The organism is Sphingomonas sp. LT1P40, assembly GCF_036663835.1.
Lineage (GTDB): Bacteria > Pseudomonadota > Alphaproteobacteria > Sphingomonadales > Sphingomonadaceae > Sphingomonas.
The window spans coordinates 211,492-235,085 of sequence record NZ_JAXOJT010000001.1 but is presented as its reverse complement, the minus strand read 5'-3'; the positions used below and the strand labels follow the sequence as shown (position 1 = coordinate 235,085).

The 23,594-nt window shown below is 64.7% G+C and carries 23 protein-coding genes, 1 pseudogene and 1 riboswitch; of the genes and pseudogenes, 9 read left to right on the top strand and 15 right to left on the bottom strand.

From position 1 onward, the window contains the following. The first annotated feature begins 98 nt into the window (after window positions 1-98). Window positions 99-1,892: an ABC transporter transmembrane domain-containing protein gene (locus U1702_RS01180; protein ID WP_332721413.1), complete on the top strand. Its 1,794-nt coding sequence runs from the start codon at window positions 99-101 to the stop codon at window positions 1,890-1,892. Here U1702_RS01180 and U1702_RS01175 read toward each other — a convergent pair. Then, window positions 1,889-2,188 (bottom strand): hypothetical protein, encoded by a 300-nt coding sequence (locus tag U1702_RS01175; RefSeq protein ID WP_332721412.1) that lies wholly within the window; start codon window positions 2,186-2,188, stop codon window positions 1,889-1,891. The genes U1702_RS01180 and U1702_RS01175 overlap by 4 nt on opposite strands. Before the next feature lie 121 nt (window positions 2,189-2,309). Here U1702_RS01175 and U1702_RS01170 point away from each other — a divergent pair, with 121 nt between their 5' ends. After that, window positions 2,310-3,473 carry a saccharopine dehydrogenase family protein gene (locus U1702_RS01170; protein WP_332721411.1) on the top strand — a complete coding sequence of 388 codons (1,164 nt, stop codon included), beginning with the start codon at window positions 2,310-2,312 and terminating at the stop codon, window positions 3,471-3,473. A 118-nt stretch (window positions 3,474-3,591) separates the two neighbouring features. Here the strand turns inward: U1702_RS01170 and U1702_RS01165 are convergent, their stop codons facing one another. Together U1702_RS01165 and rnr are read right to left on the bottom strand one after the other, a co-directional pair. Next, on the bottom strand, window positions 3,592-3,900 hold the full coding sequence (locus U1702_RS01165; RefSeq protein WP_332721410.1) for a hypothetical protein: 309 nt from the start codon (window positions 3,898-3,900) through the stop codon (window positions 3,592-3,594). 2 nt (window positions 3,901-3,902) lie between these two features. After that, window positions 3,903-6,203, bottom strand: coding sequence for a ribonuclease R (gene rnr, locus U1702_RS01160; protein ID WP_332721409.1), 2,301 nt, complete (start codon window positions 6,201-6,203; stop codon window positions 3,903-3,905). Window positions 6,204-6,313: 110 nt separating this feature from the next. Here rnr and U1702_RS01155 point away from each other — a divergent pair, with 110 nt between their 5' ends. The 3 genes from U1702_RS01155 to U1702_RS01145 all read left to right on the top strand — a co-directional run bounded on the left by U1702_RS01155 (window position 6,314) and on the right by U1702_RS01145 (window position 9,339). Further along, the gene (locus U1702_RS01155) at window positions 6,314-7,570 is read left to right on the top strand and encodes a vanadium-dependent haloperoxidase (protein ID WP_332721408.1); all 1,257 of its coding nucleotides are present in this window, start codon (window positions 6,314-6,316) and stop codon (window positions 7,568-7,570) included. 55 nt (window positions 7,571-7,625) lie between these two features. Beyond that, window positions 7,626-9,080: a glycerol-3-phosphate dehydrogenase gene (gene glpD / locus U1702_RS01150; protein WP_332721407.1), complete on the top strand. Its 1,455-nt coding sequence runs from the start codon at window positions 7,626-7,628 to the stop codon at window positions 9,078-9,080. Window positions 9,081-9,156: 76 nt separating this feature from the next. Continuing rightward, the gene (locus tag U1702_RS01145) at window positions 9,157-9,339 is read left to right on the top strand and encodes a hypothetical protein (RefSeq protein ID WP_332721406.1); all 183 of its coding nucleotides are present in this window, start codon (window positions 9,157-9,159) and stop codon (window positions 9,337-9,339) included. Between the two features lie 39 nt (window positions 9,340-9,378). Here the strand turns inward: U1702_RS01145 and U1702_RS01140 are convergent, their stop codons facing one another. Further along, complete coding sequence (locus U1702_RS01140) at window positions 9,379-10,911, bottom strand: aminoacyl--tRNA ligase-related protein (protein WP_332721405.1); 1,533 nt, start codon at window positions 10,909-10,911, stop codon at window positions 9,379-9,381. Window positions 10,912-10,994: 83 nt separating this feature from the next. On the opposite strand from U1702_RS01140, the gene U1702_RS01135 reads away from it, so the two are divergent. Next, complete coding sequence (locus U1702_RS01135; protein WP_332721404.1) at window positions 10,995-11,948, top strand: DMT family transporter; 954 nt, start codon at window positions 10,995-10,997, stop codon at window positions 11,946-11,948. Window positions 11,949-12,236: 288 nt separating this feature from the next. Here U1702_RS01135 and U1702_RS01130 read toward each other — a convergent pair. From U1702_RS01130 to U1702_RS01085, 10 genes and pseudogenes are all read right to left on the bottom strand, one after another. Then, a pseudogene (locus U1702_RS01130) lies at window positions 12,237-12,488 on the bottom strand (TMEM175 family protein); the annotation flags it as partial. Window positions 12,489-12,501: 13 nt separating this feature from the next. Next, window positions 12,502-13,131 carry a DUF938 domain-containing protein gene (locus U1702_RS01125; RefSeq protein ID WP_332721403.1) on the bottom strand — a complete coding sequence of 210 codons (630 nt, stop codon included), beginning with the start codon at window positions 13,129-13,131 and terminating at the stop codon, window positions 12,502-12,504. Next, on the bottom strand, window positions 13,131-14,249 hold the full coding sequence (locus U1702_RS01120; RefSeq protein WP_332721402.1) for a serine hydrolase domain-containing protein: 1,119 nt from the start codon (window positions 14,247-14,249) through the stop codon (window positions 13,131-13,133). The genes U1702_RS01125 and U1702_RS01120 overlap by 1 nt, the downstream gene beginning before the upstream one ends. A 71-nt stretch (window positions 14,250-14,320) precedes the next feature. Beyond that, a complete protein-coding gene (locus U1702_RS01115; RefSeq protein ID WP_332721401.1) occupies window positions 14,321-14,665 on the bottom strand; it encodes a hypothetical protein in 345 nt (114 codons plus the stop codon). Window positions 14,666-14,760: 95 nt separating this feature from the next. After that, the gene (gcvPB, locus tag U1702_RS01110) at window positions 14,761-16,326 is read right to left on the bottom strand and encodes an aminomethyl-transferring glycine dehydrogenase subunit GcvPB (RefSeq protein WP_332721400.1); all 1,566 of its coding nucleotides are present in this window, start codon (window positions 16,324-16,326) and stop codon (window positions 14,761-14,763) included. Next, window positions 16,323-17,681: an aminomethyl-transferring glycine dehydrogenase subunit GcvPA gene (gene gcvPA, locus U1702_RS01105; protein WP_332721399.1), complete on the bottom strand. Its 1,359-nt coding sequence runs from the start codon at window positions 17,679-17,681 to the stop codon at window positions 16,323-16,325. Before gcvPA ends, gcvPB begins: the two co-directional genes overlap by 4 nt. A gap of 10 nt (window positions 17,682-17,691) precedes the next feature. Beyond that, window positions 17,692-18,129: a hypothetical protein gene (locus tag U1702_RS01100; RefSeq protein WP_332721398.1), complete on the bottom strand. Its 438-nt coding sequence runs from the start codon at window positions 18,127-18,129 to the stop codon at window positions 17,692-17,694. 59 nt (window positions 18,130-18,188) lie between these two features. Further along, entirely contained in the window at window positions 18,189-18,560 is a 372-nt protein-coding gene (gene gcvH / locus U1702_RS01095; protein ID WP_332721397.1) for a glycine cleavage system protein GcvH, read from the bottom strand. Next, the gene (gcvT, locus tag U1702_RS01090) at window positions 18,557-19,708 is read right to left on the bottom strand and encodes a glycine cleavage system aminomethyltransferase GcvT (protein ID WP_332721396.1); all 1,152 of its coding nucleotides are present in this window, start codon (window positions 19,706-19,708) and stop codon (window positions 18,557-18,559) included. The genes gcvH and gcvT overlap by 4 nt, the downstream gene beginning before the upstream one ends. 157 nt (window positions 19,709-19,865) lie before the next feature. After that, window positions 19,866-19,960, bottom strand: a riboswitch (glycine riboswitch). Window positions 19,961-20,024: 64 nt separating this feature from the next. Beyond that, window positions 20,025-20,627, bottom strand: coding sequence for a hypothetical protein (locus U1702_RS01085; protein ID WP_332724529.1), 603 nt, complete (start codon window positions 20,625-20,627; stop codon window positions 20,025-20,027). Between the two features lie 190 nt (window positions 20,628-20,817). On the opposite strand from U1702_RS01085, the gene ispH reads away from it, so the two are divergent. Genes ispH through rnhA form a run of 3 tightly spaced genes read left to right on the top strand, consistent with a single transcriptional unit; the run spans window position 20,818 to window position 23,183 of the window. After that, window positions 20,818-21,783: a 4-hydroxy-3-methylbut-2-enyl diphosphate reductase gene (ispH, locus tag U1702_RS01080; protein WP_332721395.1), complete on the top strand. Its 966-nt coding sequence runs from the start codon at window positions 20,818-20,820 to the stop codon at window positions 21,781-21,783. Window positions 21,784-21,786: 3 nt separating this feature from the next. Beyond that, window positions 21,787-22,746: a homoserine kinase gene (gene thrB / locus U1702_RS01075; RefSeq protein WP_332721394.1), complete on the top strand. Its 960-nt coding sequence runs from the start codon at window positions 21,787-21,789 to the stop codon at window positions 22,744-22,746. After that, complete coding sequence (gene rnhA, locus U1702_RS01070; protein ID WP_332721393.1) at window positions 22,743-23,183, top strand: ribonuclease HI; 441 nt, start codon at window positions 22,743-22,745, stop codon at window positions 23,181-23,183. Before thrB ends, rnhA begins: the two co-directional genes overlap by 4 nt. A 220-nt stretch (window positions 23,184-23,403) precedes the next feature. Here the strand turns inward: rnhA and U1702_RS01065 are convergent, their stop codons facing one another. Then, window positions 23,404-23,577, bottom strand: coding sequence for a YegP family protein (locus tag U1702_RS01065; protein ID WP_332721392.1), 174 nt, complete (start codon window positions 23,575-23,577; stop codon window positions 23,404-23,406). Window positions 23,578-23,594 lie beyond the last annotated feature (17 nt).

Here is a 23,594-nt window from a genome sequence, read left to right as displayed (position 1 = left end):
TATAGCGATGCGATGCTGCGGTGCAACGTCCATCCATACCGAACTTTCGATCACTCATTACGGTTCCATTGCTACGGGCTTCCCGCTAGTCGCCGCGCATGGCCGATCCCGATCCCAAGCCCGCGATTCCCGACACCCCGCGCAAGCTGTCCAGCCTGAGGATCGTGTGGGGCTATACCAGCCGCTATCCGCTGCAACTGAGCCTCGCGATCTTCGCGCTGATCCTCGCGGCGGGTGCGACCTTGTGGATCCCGCGCACCTTCAAGGAAGTCGTGGACAAGGGGTTTGGCGCGGGTGCCGACCCGTCGCAGATTGGCGGCTATTTCCGCGGCCTGTTGCTAGTCGTCCTCGTCCTGTCGATCGCCACCGCGATGCGCTTTTACTTCGTCTCGTGGCTGGGCGAGCGCACGGTGGCCGACATGCGTGCGGCGGTGCATCGCAACCTGCTGCGCCTGCCGCCCAAATGGTTCGAGGAAAACCGACCGTCGGAGATCGCCAGCCGCCTGACCGCCGACACCGCCGTGGTCGAACAGATCGTCGGCACCACAGTATCGGTGGCGCTGCGCAACCTGCTGATCGCGATCGGCGGCACGGCGTATCTCTTCGTGCTCGCGCCAAAGATTGCCGCCTATCTCATCCTGGGCATCCCGCTGATTGTCCTGCCGATCGTCTGGCTGGGTGGAAAGGTCCGTACCCTGTCGCGCTCCAGCCAAGACCGCGTCGCCGATATCGGCAGCATCGCGTCCGAAACGCTGGGTGCCATGCGAATCGTCCAGGCATTCGGTCAGGAACACCGTGAGGCCGAACGCTTTCAGGGCGCGGTCGATGCCGGGTTTGCCACCGCGCGGCGCCGCTTTGCCACCCGCGCGGTGATGACCGCGATGGTAATCTTCGTGCTGTTCACCGCGATCACCTTCATCATGTGGGACGCCGTCTATGGCGTGGCGGAAGGGCGCGTCTCGGGCGGCTCGATCACCGCCTTCGTCATCACCGCCGGGCTCGTCACCGGCGCGTTCGGCGCGCTGACCGAAGTCTATGGCGACTTGCTCCGTGCATCGGGTGCCGCGGCGCGTCTGGCCGAGTTGCTGTCAGAAGAACCCGACATCGCTCGGCCCGCCAATCCGGTCGCCCTCCCCACCCCGGCACGCGGGTCGATCGACTTCGACAACGTCACCTTCCGCTATCCCACCCGTCCCGAAGTCTCCGCCCTCGCTGACTTCACCCTCTCGATCGCGCCGGGCGAGAGCGTCGCCGTCGTCGGACCCTCCGGCGCGGGCAAATCAACCTTGTTCCAGCTCGTCCAGCGCTTCTACGATCCCGACAGCGGCGAAGTCCGCGTCGATGGCGTCCCCGTCCGCGCCGCCGATCCGGCGGAAGTCCGCGCCCGCATGGCGATGGTCCCGCAGGACACGGTGATCTTCGCCGCCAGCGCCCGCGACAATCTCCGCTACGGACGCTGGGACGCCACCGAGGAGCAGATCTGGGAAGCCGCGGAGGCCGCCAACGCCGCCACCTTCCTGCGTGAGCTCCCGCAAGGTCTCGACACGTTCCTGGGCGAAGACGGGGCGCGCCTGTCCGGCGGCCAGCGTCAGCGCCTCGCCATCGCTCGCGCCTTGCTCCGCGACGCCCCGATCCTGCTGCTCGATGAAGCGACCAGCGCGCTCGACGCCGAAAGCGAACGACTGGTTCAGGACGCGCTCGACCGGCTGATGGCGAACCGCACCACGTTGGTAATTGCCCACCGCCTGGCCACCGTGCGCGCGGCAAAACGGATCATCGTGATGGACACGGGCCGGATCGTCGAATCCGGCACGCATGCCGAACTGGTGGCAAAGGGGGGCCTCTACGCCCGTCTCGCCGCCCTGCAGTTCAACGACGCGGTCAGCGTCTAGAAACGACCGATATACATCGCGACCCCGGCGACCAGGGCGATGAATGCGATCGCGACGGGCCAACGCCAGTCGCGCGGCTGACGACGCGTCCGTCCCATCCGGTCCAGGTCGAACCAGTAGGTCGCCGGACTGGTCTGACGGATTACGCCCCGCTCGATCATCGTGTCGAACGCCTTGCGCTCGGCGGGGCCGGACGGGACATATTCGATCGCATCACCCGGCGCCAATGCGCGATGATCGGCGAAATGCCGCTGCACACGATGCTGCGACAAATCCGTGATTGATCCGATCGACATTCTTATCTGGCCCCGTTCCGCATCGCATGAAAATCGTGGACCCGCAAAAGGGTTTCAAGGGGGTCGCCATCGCCCCGCCATCGTGTAACCTCTCCGCAAACAATGCATCGGGAGAGCGTAGGTGGACCGTGAATTCGATATCGTCGTTTACGGGGCCACCGGCTTCACCGGCCGCCTCGTCGCCGAATATCTCGCCGCCAACTATAGCGAGCTGAGCTGGGCGATGGCAGGCCGCTCGCTGACCAAGCTTGAGGCCGTCCGCGACGAGATCGGCGCACCCGCCAACACGCCGCTCCTCACCGCAAACGCCGATGACCCCGCCGCGCTGCGGGCGATGACCGCTCAGGCGCAAGTCGTCATCTCCACCGTCGGCCCGTACCAGCTCTACGGCAACGACCTGATTGCCGCGTGCGTGGAGACCGGCACCGCCTATGTCGATCTGTGCGGCGAGCCCAACTGGATGCACGATGTCATCGCCCGCCACGATGCAGCGGCCAAAGCCAGCGGCGCCCGTATCGTGCTGTCGTGCGGCTTCGACTCGATCCCCTTCGACCTTGGCGTGTGGTTCGCGCAGAAGGCCGCGACGGAAAAATTCGGCCACCCCGCCCCCCGCGTCAAAGGGCGCGTCCGGAAAATGCAGGGCACCTTCTCTGGCGGCACCTTTGCCAGCGGCAAGGCGACCGCGGCCGCAGCGGCCAGGAACCCTTCCGTGTTCAAGGTGCTGCTCGACCCCTTTGCCCTCACCCCCGGCTTCACCGGCCCGGATCAGCCCAAGGGCCTGATGCCCGAATATGACGAAGCCGTCGGCGGCTGGGTCGCGCCGTTCATGATGGCGGTGATCAACACCAAGAATGTTCACCGCACCAATTTCCTGGCAGGCCACCCTTACGGCACCGACTTCCGCTATGACGAAATGATGGTCGCGCCCGGCCTCGGCGACCTCGGCAAGGCTGCCGCCGACGCCATCGCCAAGATGAACCCGATGAATGCCGAAAAAGGCCCTGCCCCCGGCGAAGGACCCGGTAAGGCTGAGCGCGAGGCCGGTTTCTACGAAATCGACTTCATCGCCGAAATGCCGACGGGGGAACGCGTCACCTGTACCGTCACCGGCGACCGCGACCCCGGCTATGGTTCGACCAGCAAGATGATCGCCGAGGCGGCGATTGCGCTGGTCCGCGACGTAAAGGGAGAAGGCGGCGTCTGGACCCCCGGCGCGCTGATGGCCGAGCCGTTGAAGGTACGACTGGAGGCCAATGCGGGTGTGAAGTTCGCGATCAAGCCCTGACCGTCACCCCGGCCTCGTGCCGGGGCCCACCGCGCGGCACGAGACAGACAAGAGGCTCGACCGCATCCGACTTGGCACCGTAGGCTCCGGCATAAGGCCGGGGTGACGGATGAGGATTTCAGCCCCGATAAAACAGCATCACCACCACAGCCAGCACAACCGACACCGCAATCACCACCGGCACCAATTTCCGCCGCCGCACGTCGATGTCGGCCTCATAAGCCCGCAAATCCAGCCAGTAATAGGCCTGCCCCTCCTTGCGGATCAGCTGCCGCGCGAGCAGCCCATCGAATGCGGACTTCAATTCCGGCGGCGGCACATACAGGATCGTGTCGTACGGCGTGATCGCATGCGCGGCACAGAAATGATTGACCACCCTGCGCCGTGCCCGCGCGCTCCCCGTAATCGCCGCTGCCTCGACCGCCATGCCTACCGCTTCTTCTTGCCCTGATGCTTGATATTGGCCGGTCGTCCGCGCCGCTTGAGATCGCGCTTCGGTGGCCCCCCGCGCCGCCGGTCCTCACCCGACCCGCTGCCTTTGCCATCCGGCAACTCGAACCGCAGCGCACCCGACACCGGGTTCGCCTCCACCAGCTTCAGCTTCAACCGCTGCCCCAGCGCATAGGCCTCGCCGGTATCGTCGCCGATCAGCCGCTGGCTCGCCTCGTCATAGCGGAAATACTCGCGGCCCAGATCGCGTGCGGGGACCAGCCCGTCGCCGCCGATCCCGTCGATCGTCGCAAAGAAGCCGAACGACTGAACCCCGGTAATCCGCGCATCCATCACCTCACCGACATGCGCCGACAGATAGGCCGCGACATAGCGATCCACCGTCTCGCGCTCGGCCTCCATCGCACGACGCTCCAGCTGGCTGATGCTCGTCCCCACCAGCTCCATCTCGCCCTGCTCGGGCAACAACCCGCCCGGCCCCTCACGATACGCTTCGACCAGCGCGCGGTGCACCACCAGATCGGCATAACGCCGGATTGGCGACGTGAAATGCGCGTACGACCCCAGCGACAGCCCGAAATGCCCGGCATTCCCCGGCCCGTAATAAGCCTGTGTCTGCGTCCGCAGCACCTGGATCATCACCTCCTCGCGGATGTCCGATTCCTCCAGCTTCTTCAGGATGTGGTTGAACGTCCCCGGCTTGATGACCTGCCCCAGCGCGAACTCGAGATCGAAGGTTTTCAAATAATCCTTCAGCGCGACCAACTTCTCGCGGCTCGGCGGCTCGTGCACGCGATACATCACCGGCGCCTTCTTCGCCTCCAGCGCCTTCGCCGCCGCGACGTTCGCCGCGATCATGTAATCCTCGACCAATTTGTGCGCGTCCAGCCGCTCACGCGGCGCGACCGACAGGATACGGCCTTTCTCGTCAAGCACGATCCGCCGCTCGGGCAAGTCTAGGTCCAGCGGTTCCCGCTTCGCCCGCGCCGCGTACAGCGCCTTCCAGCAATCCCAGAGAGGGACTAGCGCCGTTTCCACCAACCCGTCATCCCAGCGAAAGCCGGGACCTTCCGCCTCAGGCGCATCGCTCGCAGCCGGAGACCCCAGCTTTCGCTGGGGTGACGTGTGGGCATCCATCGCCGCTTGCGCATCTTCATACGCAATGTTCGCCGCCAGCCGCACGACGGCCCGGCTAAACCGCCAGCTCTTGAGCTCGCCCTTGGCCGACACTTGCAAATGACACGCCAGCGCCGCGCGATCGACGCCTTCCTTCAGCGAACACACATCCGCCGACAGCACTTCCGGCAACATCGGCACCACCCGATCCGGGAAGTAAACCGAGTTCCCCCGCTTCCGCGCTTCCTTGTCCAGCAGCGAATTGGGCCGCACATAGAAGCTCACATCCGCAATCGCGACGATCGCCTTCCACCCGCCCTCATTCTTGGGATCGTCGTCCGGCGTTGCCCAGATCGCATCGTCATGGTCGCGCGCGTCCGACGGATCGATCGCCACGATCGGCAAGTGGCGGAGGTCTTCGCGTCCCTTCCCCAAATCGTGTTTCGCTACCCGCTCGGCCTCGACAAGCAGCTCCTCCGAAAACACATTCGGGATGCCATGCTTGTGGATCGCGATCAGCGAGAAGCTGCGCGGCGCGAACGGGTCGCCCAGAATTTCCTTCACATGCGCGAAGATGCGCGGCGGCTTGCCCGATTTCTCGGCCACCACCAGATCGCCCGGCTCAGCGCCGTTGCGCTCGGAAATCGGGAAATTGTTGCGCTCGCGCTTGTCGACGCTGTGCAGGTACAGCCGCCCGCCTTCCTCACGGACGACGCCCAGCATCGTCTCCTCGCCTTTGGCCAGCTTCTTCATCGGATGCGCAATCCAGCCGTTTCCGACCTCCTCGGTCCGCGCCAAAATCCGGTCGCCAATCCCCAGCGCGCCCTTGCCGCGCTCGCGCACGCGCAGTCGCGGCACCGGCACGCCCTCGGCCTCCCAGCGTTCGGGCACCGCCCACACCGTGTCGCCATCGGCATCGACGATGCGCAGCACCGTCACCTTGGGTACCCCGCCCATCTTGTGGAACGCGCGGCCGGGTGCGCTGTCGATCAGCCCCTCGTCCGCCATGTCCTTGAGCAGCGCCTTGAGCGCGATCTTGTCCTGCGCATGCAACCCGAAGGCGCGCGCAATCTCCCGCTTTCCAGCGGGCGTGTCCGAAGAGGTGATGAAATCCATGATCTGCTGCCGTGACGGCAGCCCGGACGTTGTTTTTGCTTTTGTCATTGCCGCCAAGATAAGGTGAAAGCGCGGCCAAGCCACCCCGTTCGTTACGATTCACGATTGCCGCGAAATTCGTTTCGCCTAGTCTCTCACCGACAAGGGGGAGATCATCGATGAACGCGTTCCGCTTTCTCGCCGCGACCGCCGCGCTCACCGTGGCCATGCCCGCATCCGCCGACACGATCTGCGAATGGATGGAGTATTCGCAACGGATCAATGATGCCGCCGCCCCACCGCCCAGCGTACCGCGCCTGCCCGATCACGAACAGGCAGTGACGCAAGTGGCGCTGGCGATGTTCGAGGCGACCAACGCCATCGACCGGCGCTATGAAAGCTATCTCAAGCTCCCGCTCGGCGATGCGCGCGCGTCGCAGAATGCCGCCGCCGCCACCGCCGCCTACCAAGTCCTGATCGCGCACTTTCCGGGCCAGAAGATGGGCTTGGAGGACAGCTATGCCATCGCGATGGAGGCGGTCACCGACGCGAATGCCCGCCGCCTGGGCAAGGAAATCGGTGAGCGCGCGGCAAAGGCGGCGTTGACCGCCGGCGGCATCGACCCCGCCGTCACGCTGTCGCCCTATCGGCCACGCACCGCGCCGGGCGTGTGGATCGGCGCGCAATTACCGGTGTTCGAGCCCTATACCTTCGCCTTTCGCACCTGGTTCCTGCCCAGCCTCGATGCAGTCCGCCCGGGTCCGCCACCGGCCTTGGGCAGCGAAACCTGGACTCGCGATTTCGAGGAAGTGAAGCGGCTTGGCGCCCGCGGCAGCAAGGATCGCACCGCACACCAGACGCTGATGGCACGTTACCGCATCACGCCCAACATGATGCCCAGCTATCGCGCGGTCGCCGACGCTGCCGGCCGCTCGCTGGTCCAGAATGCGCGGATGTTCGCACTCGTCGAAATGGCGTCGGAAGATGCCGGGCGGGCGATGGCGGCCGCCAAGATCCACTATAATTTCTGGCGCCCGATCACCGCGATCCGCAACGCGGAGGACGATGGCAACCCAGCGACCGCGCCCGACACCAACTGGATCCCGCTGATCAACACGCCCAACCATCCCGAATATCCGTGCGGGCACTGCACCTATGCCTCAACCATCGCCACGGTGCTCAAGAGCGAGACCGGCAATGTGCCGCCCGGCGGCGTCCGTGTCGCCTCGCTTTCGGTGCCCAACAGCGCGGTGCAATGGCTGCCGACACTCGATGACTGGGTGCGCGAAGTGTCGTTCTCGCGAATACTCGGTGGCGTCCATTATCGTTTCTCCAACGATGCCGGCGAAGAAATCGGGCGCAAGGTCGGCACGATGGCGGTGACTACGATCCTGAAGCCGTTGCCCGCCGCGAAACAGCGTCCCGCCCGAACCTAGGGGTGCTGACCCTAGCCGCTCGACTCGACAGGTCGGCAACGGCTATTCGGGTTTGGTGATTTATGACCTCCTCATCGCGGGCGGCGGCATCAACGGCTGCGCTATCGCCCGCGAAGCATCGCTGCTGGGGCTGTCCGTCCTGCTGGTCGAGCGGGACGATCTCGCCAGTCATACCTCCTCCGCCTCCAGCAAGCTGATCCATGGCGGCCTGCGCTACCTCGAAACCTATGAGTTCCGGCTGGTGCGGGAGGCACTGCACGAACGCGAACGCATGCTCGCCGCCGCGCCGCATTTGATCCGCCCGATGGCGTTCGTGCTGCCACAAACCAACAGCGTGCGGCCATGGTGGATGGTCCGCGCCGGGTTGTGGCTCTACGATCTGCTCGGCGGCAAGACTTCGCTGCCGCGTTCACGTGGCCTGAAGCCCGAGGACACCGTCTATACCGCCCCGCTCTCTGCCAGCGATTCGGGCTTCGTCTATTACGATGCCTCAGTTGATGACGCCCGCCTGACCCTTGCCAACGCACAGGACGCCGCGTTCAACGGTGCCGAAATCGCCACTCGCACAGCGCTCGTCAGCGCGCACCGCGAAGGCGACTTGTGGCACGCCACCCTGTCCGATGGCCGCACCGTCACCGCCCGCGCGCTGGTCAACGCCGCCGGGCCATGGGTGCGCGACCTGCTTGGCCATCTCGGCGTCAACGCCCGCGCCGGGGTGCGGCTGGTCAAGGGCAGCCATATCGTGGTCCCCCGGCTTTATGACGGCGACCATGCCTATATCCTCCAGCAACCCGACCGCCGCGTCGTGTTCGCGGTGCCCTATAATGGCGCAACCGCGATCGGCACCACGGACGTGCCCGTTGAGAAGCCTGAAGATGCAGGGATCGACGAGCACGAAACCGCATATCTGGTCGCCGCCGCGAACCGCTTCTTCACGGAACAAATCGCGCAGGCGGACATCATCAGCACCTGGTCCGGCATCCGCGCGCTCTACGACGACGGCAAGGCATCGGCACAGACCGTCACGCGCGACTATCACCTCGAACTCGACACATCCGGCCCGCCGCTCCTGTCCGTGTTCGGCGGCAAGATCACAACCGCCCGCGCGTTGGCCGAAGAAGCCTTGAAGATGCTGGGACCATCGCTCGGCATCGAACCCTATGCCGTCACCCCGGCGCGCATCCTGCCCGGCGGCGGCATTGCCGATTTCGACGCCTTCCTCGCGCAAATCTGCGACCGCTGGCCATTTCTCGGCGACGCACGCTCGGCGCGTATGGCCCATGCCTATGGCACACGGCTGACCGAGATGCTGTCGGAGGTCAGCGACGAAACCGGCATGGGCCGCGAGCTTGGCGCTGGCCTCACCGAAGTCGAACTGCACTGGATGCACGCGCGTGAATGGGCACGCACCGCCGATGACGTGTTGTGGCGGCGCAGCAGGCTCGGCCTGCACCCTTCATCCGACGCCGCCGCGATCGACGCATTTCTCGTAGCCACGCCTGAACGATGATTTGATCCGACGAGCTGCGGAGCCTTTAGCGATTTCAAGCGCTTAATCCTCCAGAACGGCAATCAGGAGAATTCGCATGAGCGTCGAAGGCAAAATCAAGGAAGCCGCTGGCTTTGTGAAGGAAGAAGCGTTCGAGCACGGCAAATCGCCCGAAGCGCAGCAAAAGGCCCAGGACGGCCGCGACCTGCGCAACGAAGGACGGATCGAGGACGGCAAGCCGCCGAAAACGACCGAACCCGGCACCGAAAAGCCCGAATAACCGCCAACCGGCCCCCGTCAAAAGCGGGGGCCGTTTTCTTTAGTAGGAACGAGCGACTAAAATTCGCTCGACCGCAGGTTCGCCGGTGAATACGCATACGCCGTCCGCCGCCGTCGCATCGTTCGGCACGTTGCGGAAGGTCAGCTTCAACCCCTTGATCCGCTCGACCACCGCGTCCAGCGCCGCACCGGTCGGCTTGGACCATTGGACTTCGACCCAGCCGGGATATTTGCCCGAGCCCGTGAAATGCGCCTTGAGCGCCTCGAAGCTGTCCACCCCGCGCACGATATTCGCATCCATCCGCGCCCGCGCGTCCGCGTGCAACCCAGCCTGAATATCTTCCAGCGTCGCCGTCGCACCCCCGACGAAATCGCCCTTCGCCATGATCGCACTGTCGATCTTCCCGTCCTCGCGGTACAGGCGGTCGCGCCGGATCACCGACACATTGCCGCCCGCGACATCACGTCCACCGACCTCGATCACGATCGGTGCGCCCTTCTTGACCCAGCCCCAGCGCTTGGTTGCCGCCTTGGCCGGCCGCGCATCGAGCAACGCCCGCACCGGCTCGCCCAGCGCCGATAGCTTCGCCAGATCGGCCTGCAATCCCTTGCAATAATCCAGCACCGCCGCGTCCTCGTCATTGTCGCGCAGCATCGGCACGATCACGATCTGCCACGGCGCGACCCGCGGCGGCACGCGCACCCCGTCATCGTCGCCATGCACCATGATGACGCCGCCGATCATGCGCGTGGAGACGCCCCAGCTGGTCGTCTGCGCCAGTTCCTGCTGCCCCTCAGCATTCTGGAATTTGATTCCCTGCGCGGATGAAAAAGTCGTACCCAGGAAGTGCGACGTCCCCGCCTGCAACGCCTTCCCATCCTGCATCATCGCCTCGATGCTGTAGGTTGAGACCGCACCCGGAAACCGCTCATTCTCGGGCTTCTCGCCCGCGACGACCGGCATCGCCAGACAATCCTCGGCGAACGACCGATAGACCTCCAGCATCTTCATCGTCTCTTCGCGCGCCTCGTCCACCGTGGCGTGTGCAGTATGCCCCTCCTGCCACAGGAACTCCGACGTCCGCAGGAACATGCGGGTCCGCATTTCCCACCGCACCACATTCGCCCATTGGTTGATGAGCACGGGCAGATCGCGCCACGACTGAATCCACCGGCTGAACGCTGCGCCGATCACCGTCTCCGACGTCGGGCGAACGACCAACGGCTCCTCCAGCTTCGCCTCGGGATCGACGACCAGCTTGCCGTCCACTTGCTTCAGCCGATGGTGCGTGACTACTGCCATTTCCTTGGCGAAGCCGTCGACATGCTCAGCCTCCTTCTCGAAATACGAGAGTGGAATGAACAGCGGAAAATAGCAATTCTCATGCCCCGTCGCCTTGATGCGATCGTCGAGCAGCCGCTGGATACGCTCCCAGATGCCGTAACCCCACGGCCGGATCACCATGCACCCGCGCACGCCGCTTTCCTCGGCCAGATCGGCTTCGGTGATGACGGCCTGATACCAGGCGGCGAAGTCCGCTTCGCGGGTGACGTTGAGTGCGCGTTTGATCATGCCAGCGCGATTAGCGGGAGAAACCCGGCCCGTCACTACGCAACGCGCTTGCCCCCCGCGCTTCCCCCACCTAGTCCCGCCGCATGCCCAACGATCGCATCATGCTCGGCCTTGGCCTGCGTCTGCTTGCGATCCTGATGCTTTCGACGATGAGCGCGGTCATCAAACTCGCGGCGGCCGGGGGCGCGAACCTCGCCGAAATCCTGCTGTTCCGGCAGTTGTTCGCCATTCCCTTCATCGTCGCATGGATCGGGCTGGGTCCCGGTCTCGCCTCGATCCGCACCGAGCGGTTCGGCCTGCACCTGACGCGCACATTGGTCGGCCTCACGGGCATGGTGTTCAACCTCGGCGCGGTGGTGATCCTCCCGCTCGCGGAGGCGACGACGCTGGGCTACACCGTGCCGATCTTCGCCACGGTCCTGGGCGCGCTGATCCTCAAAGAGCCGACCGGCTGGCATCGCTGGGGCGCCGTGCTGATCGGCTTTGCCGGTGTGCTGATCGTGACCCAGCCCGGTGGCAACCACATTCCGCTGACCGGCGTGCTGATCGGACTCACCGCCGCGTTGTTCGTCGCCATCGTGGCGATTCAGATTCGCCACATGAGCCAGACCGAAGCGCCATCGACCACCGTCTTCTGGTTTTCCGTCCTGTCGATCCCACCGCTGGCGATTGCCTATCCCTTCTTCGCCAGCATGCATGATTGGCAGACCTTCGGCTTGCTGATGCTGATCGGCGTGATTGGCGGCGCGGGGCAACTCGCGCTCACCGCCGCACTGCGCTACGCGCCCGTCTCCACGGTCGTGCCGATGGACTATTCCAGCCTGATCTGGGCGACGTGCTACGGTTTCCTGCTGTTCGGCGTGCTACCCGGCCCGTGGACCTGGGTCGGTGCGCCGATCATCATCGCCAGCGGCCTCTACATTGTCTGGCGCGAACGGCGGCGCGGCCTCACCCCCATTTCCCCAGTCATAGCGCCAGGCGAAGAGCCCGATGCTGAGTGGCAGGGTGGCATAGATGAACGGCGCAACCGGCGGTAATCCGGGCACGAGCGCGAGCATCGTCGACGCGGCCCCCGTGGCCGAGAGAATCGCCCAGATCCATGCCTGCCCCTCCGCCTCCCGCAACTGTCCCACCGCCAGCGCCGGATTGCGGCGCACGTCGCGGAACAGCAGCGCGGTCAGCATCGACATCGCGGTGAAGCCGATCCCATAGATCGTGAACAGCCGCCCCAGGCTGCCGCGGTACCCCTGAAAATCCCCCATCAACAGCGCCGCAAACGACGTCGCCATCGCGCGCAACGGCACGACATAGATCAGCACCGCAAAGACCAGCAGCAGGGTCAGCAATAGCGAGCGCCAGTCGCCATCGCCGCGCAGTACGCGCCATCGCACATGCGACCACCAGAACATGCCGATGATCGCAAAGCCGATCGCAAAGCTCGGGATCGAAGCGACTGCCAGTTCAAGCGCCGCGCCGTCCGATCCGGTTCCGCCCGCCCCGACCACCATCAGCGTGACGGCGAATGCAAAGGCGGCGTCGGTGAAATTGTCGATCCGTCCGGTGGTCGCGCTGTGCATCGAACCCTTGCTCCTACCGGCGGTAGATCAGCATGATGTTATTGGCCGGCATTTCCACCAGCCGATCGAACGCCAACCCGCGCGCCATCGCCGCCGCCGTCACATCGGCCACGTCGCGCAGGCCCCAGTCGGGATTGCGCGATTTCAGCAACAGGTCGAACGCTTCGTTGGACGGTGCCGTCGGCAGCGTCGCGCGGCGATAGGGGCCATAAAGGATCAGTGGCCCGCCACTGGGCAATAGCCGCGCCGCGCCGTCGAGCAGCCCCGATGTTGCCGCCCACGGGCTGATATGCACCATGTTCACGCATAATATGGCATCGGCCCGCGCCACCGGCCACTCCGGTGCGGCGGCATCGACCGCCAGCGGCGACGCGACATTGGCCAGTCCAGTACACCACGATGCGATCGACGCCAGCGCCGCCGGTTCCGGATCGCTCGGCTGCCAGTTCAGCCCCGGAAAGCGTCCCGCCAGATAGGCGATATGCTCTCCGCTCCCGCTCGCAATCTCCACTACATCGCCCGACGTCGGCAACACCCCCGCCAGTACCTCGCCGATCGCCTCCCGGTTGCGCAGCGTCGCGGGCGCATGCTTGCGCACGGCCCCCAAATCCTCCGCCGCGATCCATGGTGTCGCGTCCGCCATCACTCCGCCGCGAACAGCTCTAGGAATTTCAGCGCCAGCGGATTCTTCTCGACTTCCGCCACCTGCACCCGGTTGGGCCAGTTGAGGCCGCTGGTGTTGCCCAGTGTCACCAGTGTCAGCCCCTTGCCCGGCACCTTCAGCAACAGTCCGGCATAGGCGTCGGGCCAGTGACCGGAATGCCACACCAGTTGCTGCCCGCGCCAGCTCTGCATCCACCAGCCATAGGCATAGCTGGCGGGCTTCCCGTCCGGGTCGGTCGGCGGCGTCCACATCGTCTTCAGCAGCGCGCGCGGCAAAATCCGCCCGGCATCCAGTGCGATCGAATATTCGGCCAGACTGCGTGCACTCGCGATGATCCCGCTCGACGCATTCATTTCGGGATTGGGCAGCGGCGAGGGTGCCAGATTGTCCCATCCGCCCGCGCCATTGGTGAAGGGTGGCGCAAGGTGGAGCAGCGCCGCTCCACCCTTTGCATCGCGCCAACCGGCGGCGATGTCCTTCAGTCCGGCCTTGTCAATTACGTAATGCTGCACCCAGTGATCGAACGGCATGCCGGTTTTCTCCTCGACCCAATTGGCCAGCCGCCCGAACACGATCGGGTTGTACATGAAATTGCTGCCCGGCTTGCCCAGCGCACGCATCTGCAAGACCTGCCGCAGTGTGATCTTAGCCGTACAATCGATCTTGGGTGGCACGTAGCCGTCGACTAGCTTGACGCCACCGCCGAACATGTTGCCGCTGGTCGAAAGTCGCTCGCACCGCTCCTTCCAGTCGGACAATTTGGTGAAATCGTCGTCCAGATCGATCACCCCATCCGCGTCCATCGCCAGCAAGGTCGCACCGGTGAAGGTCTTGGTGATCGATGCCACCAGATAGCTGGTGTCGGGCGTCGTGCGCTCCTCGGCGTCATGATCCTGCCAGCCGATCCCCTCCGCCGCGACCACCCGCCCATCCTCGACGATCGCGTATGACAGGCTGAGCACTGCCCGCTCGCCGCGGTACTTGGTGGCAAATGCCTTGAACTCGGCCAGCTTCGCCGCGTCATCAGGCGCGGCGACCTGCGCCTCCACGCCCGTGGCCAGCGCGAGCACGGCGATCAGAACGGACCAACGGATCACGGCGCATCTCCCCGGTTTTCGGGGAGCCTAAGCGAAACCGCGCTTGCCCGCCAGACGGCTCAGGTCGTCAATCAGCGCGGCGCGCAGGCGGTGCGATCACCGGCCAGGCAGCGCGCGACCCGCGCCTGGTAATCGGCCTCTCGCCGCGCATTATCGGCCCGCCATTGCGCCATCTTCGCCTCATAATCCGCCTTTTGCCGCGCGACATACAGATCATAGTCGGATTGCCGGTCGAGATTGGTCTTTGCCACCCGGTCCGCCTCAGCCTGATCGCGCTGGCGCTGGCGATCGTACATGGCTTGCGCCTCGATCCGATCGGCATCCTGTTCGGCCTGTGGAATGCGCGGGTCCTGCGCCGCGACGGGCGCCCCGGTCAGTGTCAGTGCCACGGCCAGCAGTGCGAAACTCTTGCGCATCGAAACCTCCCCCCAGACTCAAAACGGGCGGCGGCGTAAAGCCACCGCCCGCCGGGAGATGGGGTAAACCGAAATCCACCCCAAAAGAAACTGACTTATTCTGCCGCTTCCGCTTGTGAAGGTTCTTTCCAGACGAGGACGGGCTTGCGCGCCGCCTGCGTCTCGTCCAGCCGCCGCCTTGGCGCGAAATGTGGCGCGGATTTGAGCGCGGTGTCGCCAGCCTTGGCGCGCTCGGCAACCGACCGGAACGCGCCGATAAACTGGTCCAACGCCGCCTTGCTCTCGGTCTCGGTCGGCTCGACCAGCATTGCGCCATGCACCACCAGCGGGAAATACACCGTCATCGGGTGGAAGCCCTCATCGATCAGCCCCTTGGCAATGTCGAGCGTGGAAAAGCCGTCGGCCAGCCCCTTGTCGCTGAAGATCGCCTCATGCATGCACGGCCCGCTTGCGGCGAATGGCGCGTCGAGCACATCCTCCAGCGCGCGCAGCACGTAATTGGCGTTGAGCACCGAATCCTCGGCCACTTGCCGGAGCCCATCCGCGCCGTGCGACAGGATGTACGTCAACGCGCGGGTGAACATGCCCATCTGGCCGTGGAAGGCGACCATCCGGCCAAAGGTCGCCGCGTGATGCTCGCCCGCTGTTTCCTCTTCGATCAGCTCGAAATGGCCATCCTGCTCTTCGACGAACGGCAGTGGTGCATAGGGCGCGAGCGCCTTTGACAGCACCACCGGCCCCGACCCCGGCCCGCCGCCGCCATGCGGGGTGGAGAAGGTCTTGTGCAGATTAATGTGCATCGCGTCGATGCCCAGATCGCCCGGCCGCACGCGGCCTACAATCGCGTTGAAGTTCGCGCCGTCGCAATAAACGTAACCGCCGACCGCATGGACCGCGTCCGAAATCGCCTTCATGTCGCGCTCGAACAGGCCACAGGTGTTGGGGTTGGTGATCATCACCCCCGCCACGTCCGGCGCCAGCCGCGCGGTCAATGCCGCCAGATCGACGCGCCCCTCCGGCGTCGCAGGGATATCCTCGACGCTGAAGCCCGCGAACGCCGCCGTCGCCGGGTTGGTACCATGCGCCGATTCGGGCACCAAGATCACGCGCCGGTCATCGCCGCGCGCCTCAAGCGCTGCCTTGATCGCCAGGATGCCGCACAATTCGCCATGCGCGCCCGCCTTGGGCGACATCGCCACCGAATGCATCCCGGTCAGCGTGACCAGCCAGTGTGCCAGCTGATGGATCACCTCGAACGCGCCCTGCACGGTGTCGACCGGCTGCAACGGATGGATATCCGCGAAACCGGGAAGCCGCGCCATGCGCTCGTTTAGGCGCGGGTTGTGCTTCATCGTGCAGCTGCCCAACGGGAACAGGCCCAGGTCGATCGCGTAGTTCTGACGGCTCAACCGCGTGTAATGCCGCACCGTCTCCGGCTCCGACAGACCGGGCAGCCCGATATCGCGGTGCCGCTCCAGCCCCGACAGCCGCGACGTCGCCTTGGGCGCTTCGGCGAAATCGACGCCGGTGGTGTCGAGCGACCCGATCTCGAAGATCAGCGCCTCGTCCAGCATCAGCGCGCGGTTGCCGGTGTGCGTCGCTTCGTTCGAACGGCGCTCAGGCGTCATCTCGGGACGCCAGCCGCTCTGGTTGATGCTCATGCCAGCACCTCCTGCAATGCAGCGGCAAGGGTTTCAACATCCTCCGCCGTGGTGGTTTCGGTGACCGCGACGACGAGGCCGTTGGCCAGCGAATCAGCATCGGGATAAAGTCGCCCCAGCGACACGCCCGCCAAAATGCCCTTGTCCCCCAGCGAGCGCACGACGGGCCGCGCCTCGACCGGCAGCTTCAGCGTAAACTCGTTGAAGAAAACCGGCGTCACCAGCTCGACCCCCGGCACCGCCGCCAGCCGGTCCGCCGCCGCACTCGCGCCGGCATGATTGAGTGCCGCCAATTGCCGCAGCCCTTTCTCGCCCAGCAACGTCATGTGCACCGACATCGCCAGCGCGCACAGCACCGACGAGGTACAGATGTTCGACGTCGCCTTTTCACGCCGAATATGCTGCTCGCGCGTCGACAGCGTCAGCACGAAGCCGCGCTTGCCCTCCGCATCCTGTGTCTCGCCGGTCAGCCGCCCTGGCATCTGGCGGACATATTTATCCTTACACCCGAACAGGCCGACATAAGGCCCACCGAATTGCAGCCCGACGCCGATCGACTGGCCTTCGCCGACGACAATGTCTGCGCCCATCTCGCCCGGCGATTTGATCGCACCCAAGGCGACAGGCTCGGTCACCACCGCGACCAGCAGGGCCTTCTTCGCCTGACACGCCGCCGCCAGTTCGCTCAAGTCGCCGATGCGGCCGAGGATGTCGGGATATTGCACGACGACGCACGACGTCTCGTCGTCGATCATGCCGATCAGCGCCGCAATATCCGGCTCGGCAGTCAGCTCGGGCAGCGAAGTCACCAACTGATCGCCGGTATATTTCGCCATCGTGCGCGCAACCGAAACATAATGCGGATGCAGCCCGCCCGACAAAATCGCCTTGGCCCGCCGCGTGATCCGCCGCGCCATCCCGATCGCTTCCCAGCACGCGGTCGAACCGTCATACATCGACGCATTGGCGACATCGGTGCCCAGCAGCCGCGCAACCTGAGTCTGGAACTCGAACATCACCTGCAACGTGCCCTGCGCGATCTCGGGCTGGTACGGCGTATAGGCGGTCAGGAACTCGCCGCGCTGAATGATGTGATCGACGCTGGCCGGCACATGATGCTTGTACGCCCCACAGCCGAGGAAGAACGGCGCGCTCCCCGCCGACAGGTTCTTGTCAGCGAGCTTCGACATATGCCGCTCGACCGCCAGTTCGCTGGCATGCATCGGCAAGCCAGCGATCGGCCCGGAAAGCCGCGCGGCTTCGGGCACATCGACGAACAGATCGTCAATCGAGGCAGCACCGACCGTGGCGAGCATCGCCTGCCGGTCGTTGGGAGTCAGGGGAAGATAGCGCATCTGTGCCTTCTCAATTGATGTTGGCCGGAGCGCCCTCGGCGGTCGTCCAGGCGCGAATGTCTGTAGGGTGGATCCCCGGTGAGCGATCAGTGCCGCCTCGGCCATCGCAGCTGCCGTCGTCCATCCGACCGCTGATAACTACGTAGCTCTGCTGCAACGGCGCAGCTTTCAGATCGAAACCCGGCGCACCGCCGATGCCAATGGGCCACAGGGCATCGACGCGTTCGTCAGCATTGTTGAGTTCCACTCGGTCAAGCTTCGCACCACGCGTGACCTGACGCATGATAGTCTCCCGCCTCTTCCAAGCTTCACCCATGGCCTTCGCTGCGGTCGCGTTGGGAAAGAGGTGACACTCATAGCCGCCACAATCGACGAGATACCCCGCCACCCGAACCGGCTTACCGAGATACGCGTCGCACTGCGCCAGAACCTGGGCAACCGTCCGCACGGGCGGCTCGGCTGCGCCGCAAGCCGTTGCCAGCAAGGCAGTCGAGACGACCACCGCTCTCACAGCTTGCTTACGAAATCCGAGTAAGCGCTGTCGTTCATTAGCGCGTCCAGCTCGCTGGTATCGCTCAGCGTCATCTTGAAGAACCAGCCATCGCCCTCGGGGTCTTCGTTGACCAGTTCCGGCGTCGCTTCCAGTGCCGGGTTGCCCTCGATCACCGTACCGCTGACCGGCGCATAGACGTCGCTCGCCGCCTTGACGCTCTCGACCACCGCCGCGTCATCGCCCTTTTCGACGATCTTGCCTTCGTCCGGCACCTCGACGAACACGATGTCGCCCAGCTGGCTCTGCGCATATTCGGTGATGCCGACGGTGGCGATGTCGCCGTCGAGTTCGATCCATTCATGGTCTTCGGTGAAATAACGGCTCATTTCGCTGCTCCCTGACGAACGTATTTGTGCGGAACGAAGGGCATGGCCGTGACCACGCCATGATGAACTTTTCCACGCTGGCTCAGCGTGATGCGCGTGCCGATTTCGGCCAGCGAGACGGGGACGTAGGCCATCGCGATCGGCGCTTGCACGCTCGGCGCAAAGCCGCCGCTGGTGACGCGGCCGACCTCATTGCCTTCGCCGTCCAGCACCAGCGCACCCTCGCGCACCGGCTGGCGACCCTCGACGATCAGGCCGACGCGGCGCTGGATCGGGCCGTTCTCGCGCTCCATCAGGATGCGCTCGGCACCCGGAAAATTGGCTTCTTCGCGCCGCCGCTTGCTGCCCACGGCAAAGTTCAGCGCGGCCATGATCGGCGTCGTGTCCGCATCCAGATCATGCCCGTACAGCGGCAGATCCGCCTCCAGCCGCAAAGAATCGCGCGCGCCAAGACCGATCGGCTTCACCTCCGGCTCGCCGCACAACAGGTCGGCGACCTTCGCCGCGTCCCCGGCGGGAATCGAAATCTCAAACCCGTCCTCGCCGGTATAGCCCGATCGGCTGATATAGGCCTCGACCCCGCCAATCTCGAACCGTCCGCCGCGCATGAACACCAAAGCTTCGAGCGGCCATTTACCGGTCGTGTGCCGCTTCAGCACCTCGAACGCCTTCGGCCCCTGCAACGCCAGCAGCGCGCGGTCATCCAGATGATTGAGCGTGATCTCGTCGGGCAGATGCTCGCGCAGATGCGCGATATCGTCCCATTTGCACGCGCCGTTGACGACCATGTAGATGCCATCCGGCCAGCGGCTGAACATCAGATCGTCCAGAATCCCGCCATTCTCGGCCAGCAGCAACGAATATTTCTGCTGCCCCAGCGCGACGCCCTTCACATCCGCCGGGATCAGCGATTCGAGCGCGTCGTCCAGCCCGTTCCCGGACAGATACAGCTGCGCCATATGGCTGACATCGAACAGCCCGGCGCTTTCCCGCACCCACAGATGCTCGGCCATGATGCCATCATATTGCACCGGCATCTCATAGCCCGCGAATGGCACCATCCGCCCGCCGCGCGCACGATGCCACGCGTCCAGCGGCAACCGCTCCAGCTCGGGGGTTTCGACTTCGGTTTCGATGACGTCGCTCATGTCCGCACTCCAAAGGATCGACGACGGATCGTGCCGCGACACGCGGCCCTTCATCCATCGCCCCCTCTGTCACGGGAACCTGAGAGCTTTCCCCCGGACTTGATCCGGGGTTACCCCTTCGGCGGCCACCGCCAGGGTGGCTCTTTCCAGAGTGTCGTGGCTCCGCGCGGTCCATTGTGCCTGAGAGATTCCGGGGCGGTTGCTCCTTCGGCGGAGGCGGTTTTACCCGCCACACTCTCCCGCGCGTGCCTTGAATGGTTGCCCATCGCCGACCGCATCGGTGTGACGCGGTGCAGCAACGGAGTCAACGCAGACTCTAGCGTGTGGCGTTATATTTCAGCTGCTCGTCCGTCAGCTGAAAGCCGACTAGTGCCTCGAACGTCGCGCGCAGCACGGCCTGGCGAATCTCGGGACGTGCCAGCGGATCGATCGCCGCCGTCTCGTCGCCAGCCTTGCGCTTGGCCAGTATCTGTTTGCGAATATCCTCGGGCAAGGTCGCCGCAGCACGCGATACCGACGCCGATGCCGTGCCGGTGGTCGAGGCACGCGCCTGACCCGCCTCGAACCGGATCGTCACCTGCGCCACACGCTTCGACACCACCGAACTGCCGCCCTGCAGCACGGTCACGAAATAGGGAATCGTCACGTCGCGCGCGCCCTCGGTCGAGCGGCGGCTGCCCTGTACCTCGAAGTTGATCGCCGTGCGGATCATCTCCCCGCTGTCGTCGCAGGTCGAGGTGACGTTGGTCATCACCGCAGTCACGTCGATCGCGGCGGAATCGCGGCTGGCCGGCGGGTTGAACAGGGTGATGTCGCCGGTATGCGCGGGTACGCCAACACGCGGACAGGCCGAGCGCACCTGGGTGATGCCGCCTTCGGTAATATCACCCTCACGCGAGCATCCCGCGAGCGCCAGCATCGTCGTAGCAACCAGACCAATTTTGCGGATACGCACAGGGCACCTTTCAGCGAATATGACAACGGGCCGCCGTCCTTGCGGACGGGCAACGGCCCGGCTGGCGCGCACCATAGGGTTCATGCCAGCCTGCCGCAACCACGGCGAGACAGCGCCTTTCGCGCGGCCGCGCAATCGCGTAAAGCCTCGCTCGATGTCCCAGCCCGATTCCACGCCCGAAAAGCCGGTCCTCGAACTCCTCATTGCCGCCCCGCGCGGCTTTTGCGCGGGGGTCGATCGCGCGATCCAGATCGTCGAGCGCGCAATCGAGCTGAACGGTGCGCCGGTCTATGTCCGCCATGAGATCGTCCACAACAAATATGTCGTGGACACCCTGAAGGCGAAGGGGGCGATCTTCGTCAAGGAACTCGATGAGGTGCCGGACGGCTTCCCAGTCGTGTTCAGCGCCCACGGCGTTCCCAAGTCGGTCCCCGCCGCCGCCCAGAATCGCGGCCTCTCCTATCTCGATGCGACCTGCCCCCTGGTGTCGAAGGTGCATCGTCAGGCCGAACGCCATGTCGCCGCCGGTCGCCACATCTTGTTCATCGGCCATGCCGGCCACCCCGAGGTGATCGGCACATTCGGGCAGGTGCCGACCGGCGACATGACCCTGATCGAAACCGAGGCGGATGCCGAGGCGATCCAGGTCGACAACCCCACCAACGTCGCCTTCCTCACCCAGACGACCTTGTCGGTCGATGACACCGCGTCGATCCTCGCCATCCTTCAGCGCCGGTTTCCCGAGATCATCGCGCCCAAGGCCGACGACATTTGCTACGCGACGTCGAACCGTCAGGCATCGGTACGCGCCATTGCCCCGTCCTGCGACCTTGTGCTGGTGATCGGTGCGCCCAATTCGTCCAACTCGCTGCGGCTGGTCGAGGTGGCCGAGCGCGAAGGCACCGACGCAAAGCTCATCCAGCGCGCCGACGACCTCGATTTCGAGTGGCTGGCGGGGGTCGGCACGCTTGGCATCACTGCTGGTGCCTCCGCTCCCGAAATCCTGGTCCGCGAAGTTATCGAGCGCATCGCTACCCGTTATGAAGTCAGCGAACGACAGGTCGAGACAGCGCAGGAAAATTTGATCTTCAAGCTTCCTCGCGGCCTCGAAGCCGCCTGAACCATGGCCGTTTACACGCACGTCTCCGCCGAAGCGCTCGGCGCTTTTCTCGCGCGCTACGATGTCGGCGAGCTCATTTCGGCAAAGGGTATCGCCGAGGGGGTCGAGAACTCGAATTATCTGGTCGATACGACAAGCGACCGGTTCATCCTGACGCTCTACGAAAAGCGGGTGGACGCAACCGAACTTCCCTATTTCATGGGGCTGCTCGATCATCTTGCGGACAAGGGCCTGTCGGTGCCCCCGGCGATCAAGGACCGCGGCGGCGTCGCCATTCAGGAGCTGGAGGGCCGCCCCGCCTGCCTGATCAAATTCCTGTCCGGCGTTTCGCTGTCCCACCCCACCCCGGCGCAGGCCATGGCGGCGGGCGCGGCGCTGGCAGACATGCATGCCGCCGTCGCCGATTTCACGCAGGACCGCCCCAATTCGATGGGCGTCGATACCTGGCAGCCACTGTTCGAGAAATGTGGCCGCAGCCTCGATGATATCGCGCCGGGCCTGCACGACGATCTTGGTCTTGCAATTCAATCGGTGACCGCGAGTTGGCCCGGTGACGATTTCGACCGTTGCGCGATCCATGCCGATCTCTTTCCAGACAATGTCCTGATGCTCGGCAATGATGTGACCGGCCTGATCGACTTCTACTTCGCTTGCACCGATATCCGCGTCTACGACCTCGCGGTGATGCACAGCGCGTGGAGTTTCGACGCGACCGGCCGCAATTACGACCCGGCCATTGGCGATGCGCTGATCGACGGCTATGCCAGCCGCTTCCCGCTCAGCGAGGCGGAACGAGCCGCCTTTCCGCTGCTCGCCAGCGGCGCGTGCATCCGCTTCGCGCTGTCGCGCGCTTGGGACTGGCTCAACACCCCGGCCGACGCGCTGGTCATCCGCAAGGATCCGCTCGCCTATGTCCGCCGCCTAAAACATTATGCCCCCGATCTGGTGAAGCACAGCGCATGACCGAAATGCCATTGGTCGAAATCGCCACCGACGGTGCGTGCAAGGGCAATCCCGGTCGCGGCGGCTGGGGCGCGCTGCTACGGATGGGGACGACCGAGAAAGAACTGTCCGGCGGCGAGCCGCACACCACCAACAATCGCATGGAATTGATGGCCGCGATCCAGGGGCTGAAAGCGCTCAACAAGCCATGCCGCGTCAAACTCTCCACCGACAGCCGTTACGTGATGGATGGCCTGACCAAATGGATCAAAGGGTGGCAGCGCAACGGCTGGAAGACGGCGGACAAGAAGCCGGTGAAGAACGCCGATCTGTGGCTGGAACTGCTCGACGCCGCCAAACCGCACCGAATCGAATGGCTATGGGTCAAGGGCCATGCCGGACACCCGGATAATGAACGGGCGGATAAACTGGCCAGCGACGCGGCGCTGCGGCACTGAAATTCGGCCTGCTCACCCTTGTCATTCTTGACATAAACGCATGGTTTTGACGGTGTGTGTCAACCGCTTGTCAATCGACAACCTAATGTAATCATACAAAATCAAACCTGCGCCCAATTTGCATGGGCCTAGAAACGGTTGACACTGTCAAAGAGCGCGCCGGGCTTTCCGGCACGCTCTGACACAGCAAATGAATTCCAACATTACAAGGGCAGTGGCCTCAGCCCTCTTCGACCGCGGCGCCGGGGCCATTCTTCAGTATCGACTCGATCGCATTCTTCGCCGATGCCTTGCTGGTATAGCCTTCGGTCCAGAAGATCGTCTCGGCATTATATTTGAACTTGGCGACATACTCGCCGGCCTTGTTCTGCTCGATCACGAATTTGTGCGCCATGTCGGCCTCCTCGTTGC

Excerpts from the sequence above, each read along its gene's own strand:
- U1702_RS01085 (WP_332724529.1), bottom strand. The coding sequence starts at position 20,627 with ATGCTGGCGCTCGCGGGATGCTCGCGTGAGGGTGATATTACCGAAGGC.
- U1702_RS01115 (WP_332721401.1), bottom strand. The coding sequence starts at position 14,665 with ATGCGCAAGAGTTTCGCACTGCTGGCCGTGGCACTGACACTGACCGGG.
- U1702_RS01065 (WP_332721392.1), bottom strand. The coding sequence starts at position 23,577 with ATGGCGCACAAATTCGTGATCGAGCAGAACAAGGCCGGCGAGTATGTC.
- rnhA (WP_332721393.1), top strand. The coding sequence starts at position 22,743 with ATGACCGAAATGCCATTGGTCGAAATCGCCACCGACGGTGCGTGCAAG.
- thrB (WP_332721394.1), top strand. The coding sequence starts at position 21,787 with ATGGCCGTTTACACGCACGTCTCCGCCGAAGCGCTCGGCGCTTTTCTC.
- U1702_RS01165 (WP_332721410.1), bottom strand. The coding sequence starts at position 3,900 with ATGGCGGTCGAGGCAGCGGCGATTACGGGGAGCGCGCGGGCACGGCGC.
- gcvT (WP_332721396.1), bottom strand. The coding sequence starts at position 19,708 with ATGAGCGACGTCATCGAAACCGAAGTCGAAACCCCCGAGCTGGAGCGG.
- U1702_RS01145 (WP_332721406.1), top strand. The coding sequence starts at position 9,157 with ATGAGCGTCGAAGGCAAAATCAAGGAAGCCGCTGGCTTTGTGAAGGAA.
- gcvPB (WP_332721400.1), bottom strand. The coding sequence starts at position 16,326 with ATGAGCATCAACCAGAGCGGCTGGCGTCCCGAGATGACGCCTGAGCGC.
- U1702_RS01155 (WP_332721408.1), top strand. The coding sequence starts at position 6,314 with ATGAACGCGTTCCGCTTTCTCGCCGCGACCGCCGCGCTCACCGTGGCC.
- U1702_RS01175 (WP_332721412.1), bottom strand. The coding sequence starts at position 2,188 with ATGTCGATCGGATCAATCACGGATTTGTCGCAGCATCGTGTGCAGCGG.
- U1702_RS01180 (WP_332721413.1), top strand. The coding sequence starts at position 99 with ATGGCCGATCCCGATCCCAAGCCCGCGATTCCCGACACCCCGCGCAAG.
- gcvPA (WP_332721399.1), bottom strand. The coding sequence starts at position 17,681 with ATGCGCTATCTTCCCCTGACTCCCAACGACCGGCAGGCGATGCTCGCC.
- rnr (WP_332721409.1), bottom strand. The coding sequence starts at position 6,203 with ATGACAAAAGCAAAAACAACGTCCGGGCTGCCGTCACGGCAGCAGATC.
- gcvH (WP_332721397.1), bottom strand. The coding sequence starts at position 18,560 with ATGAGCCGTTATTTCACCGAAGACCATGAATGGATCGAACTCGACGGC.
- U1702_RS01125 (WP_332721403.1), bottom strand. The coding sequence starts at position 13,131 with ATGGCGGACGCGACACCATGGATCGCGGCGGAGGATTTGGGGGCCGTG.
- U1702_RS01140 (WP_332721405.1), bottom strand. The coding sequence starts at position 10,911 with ATGATCAAACGCGCACTCAACGTCACCCGCGAAGCGGACTTCGCCGCC.
- ispH (WP_332721395.1), top strand. The coding sequence starts at position 20,818 with ATGTCCCAGCCCGATTCCACGCCCGAAAAGCCGGTCCTCGAACTCCTC.
- U1702_RS01135 (WP_332721404.1), top strand. The coding sequence starts at position 10,995 with ATGCCCAACGATCGCATCATGCTCGGCCTTGGCCTGCGTCTGCTTGCG.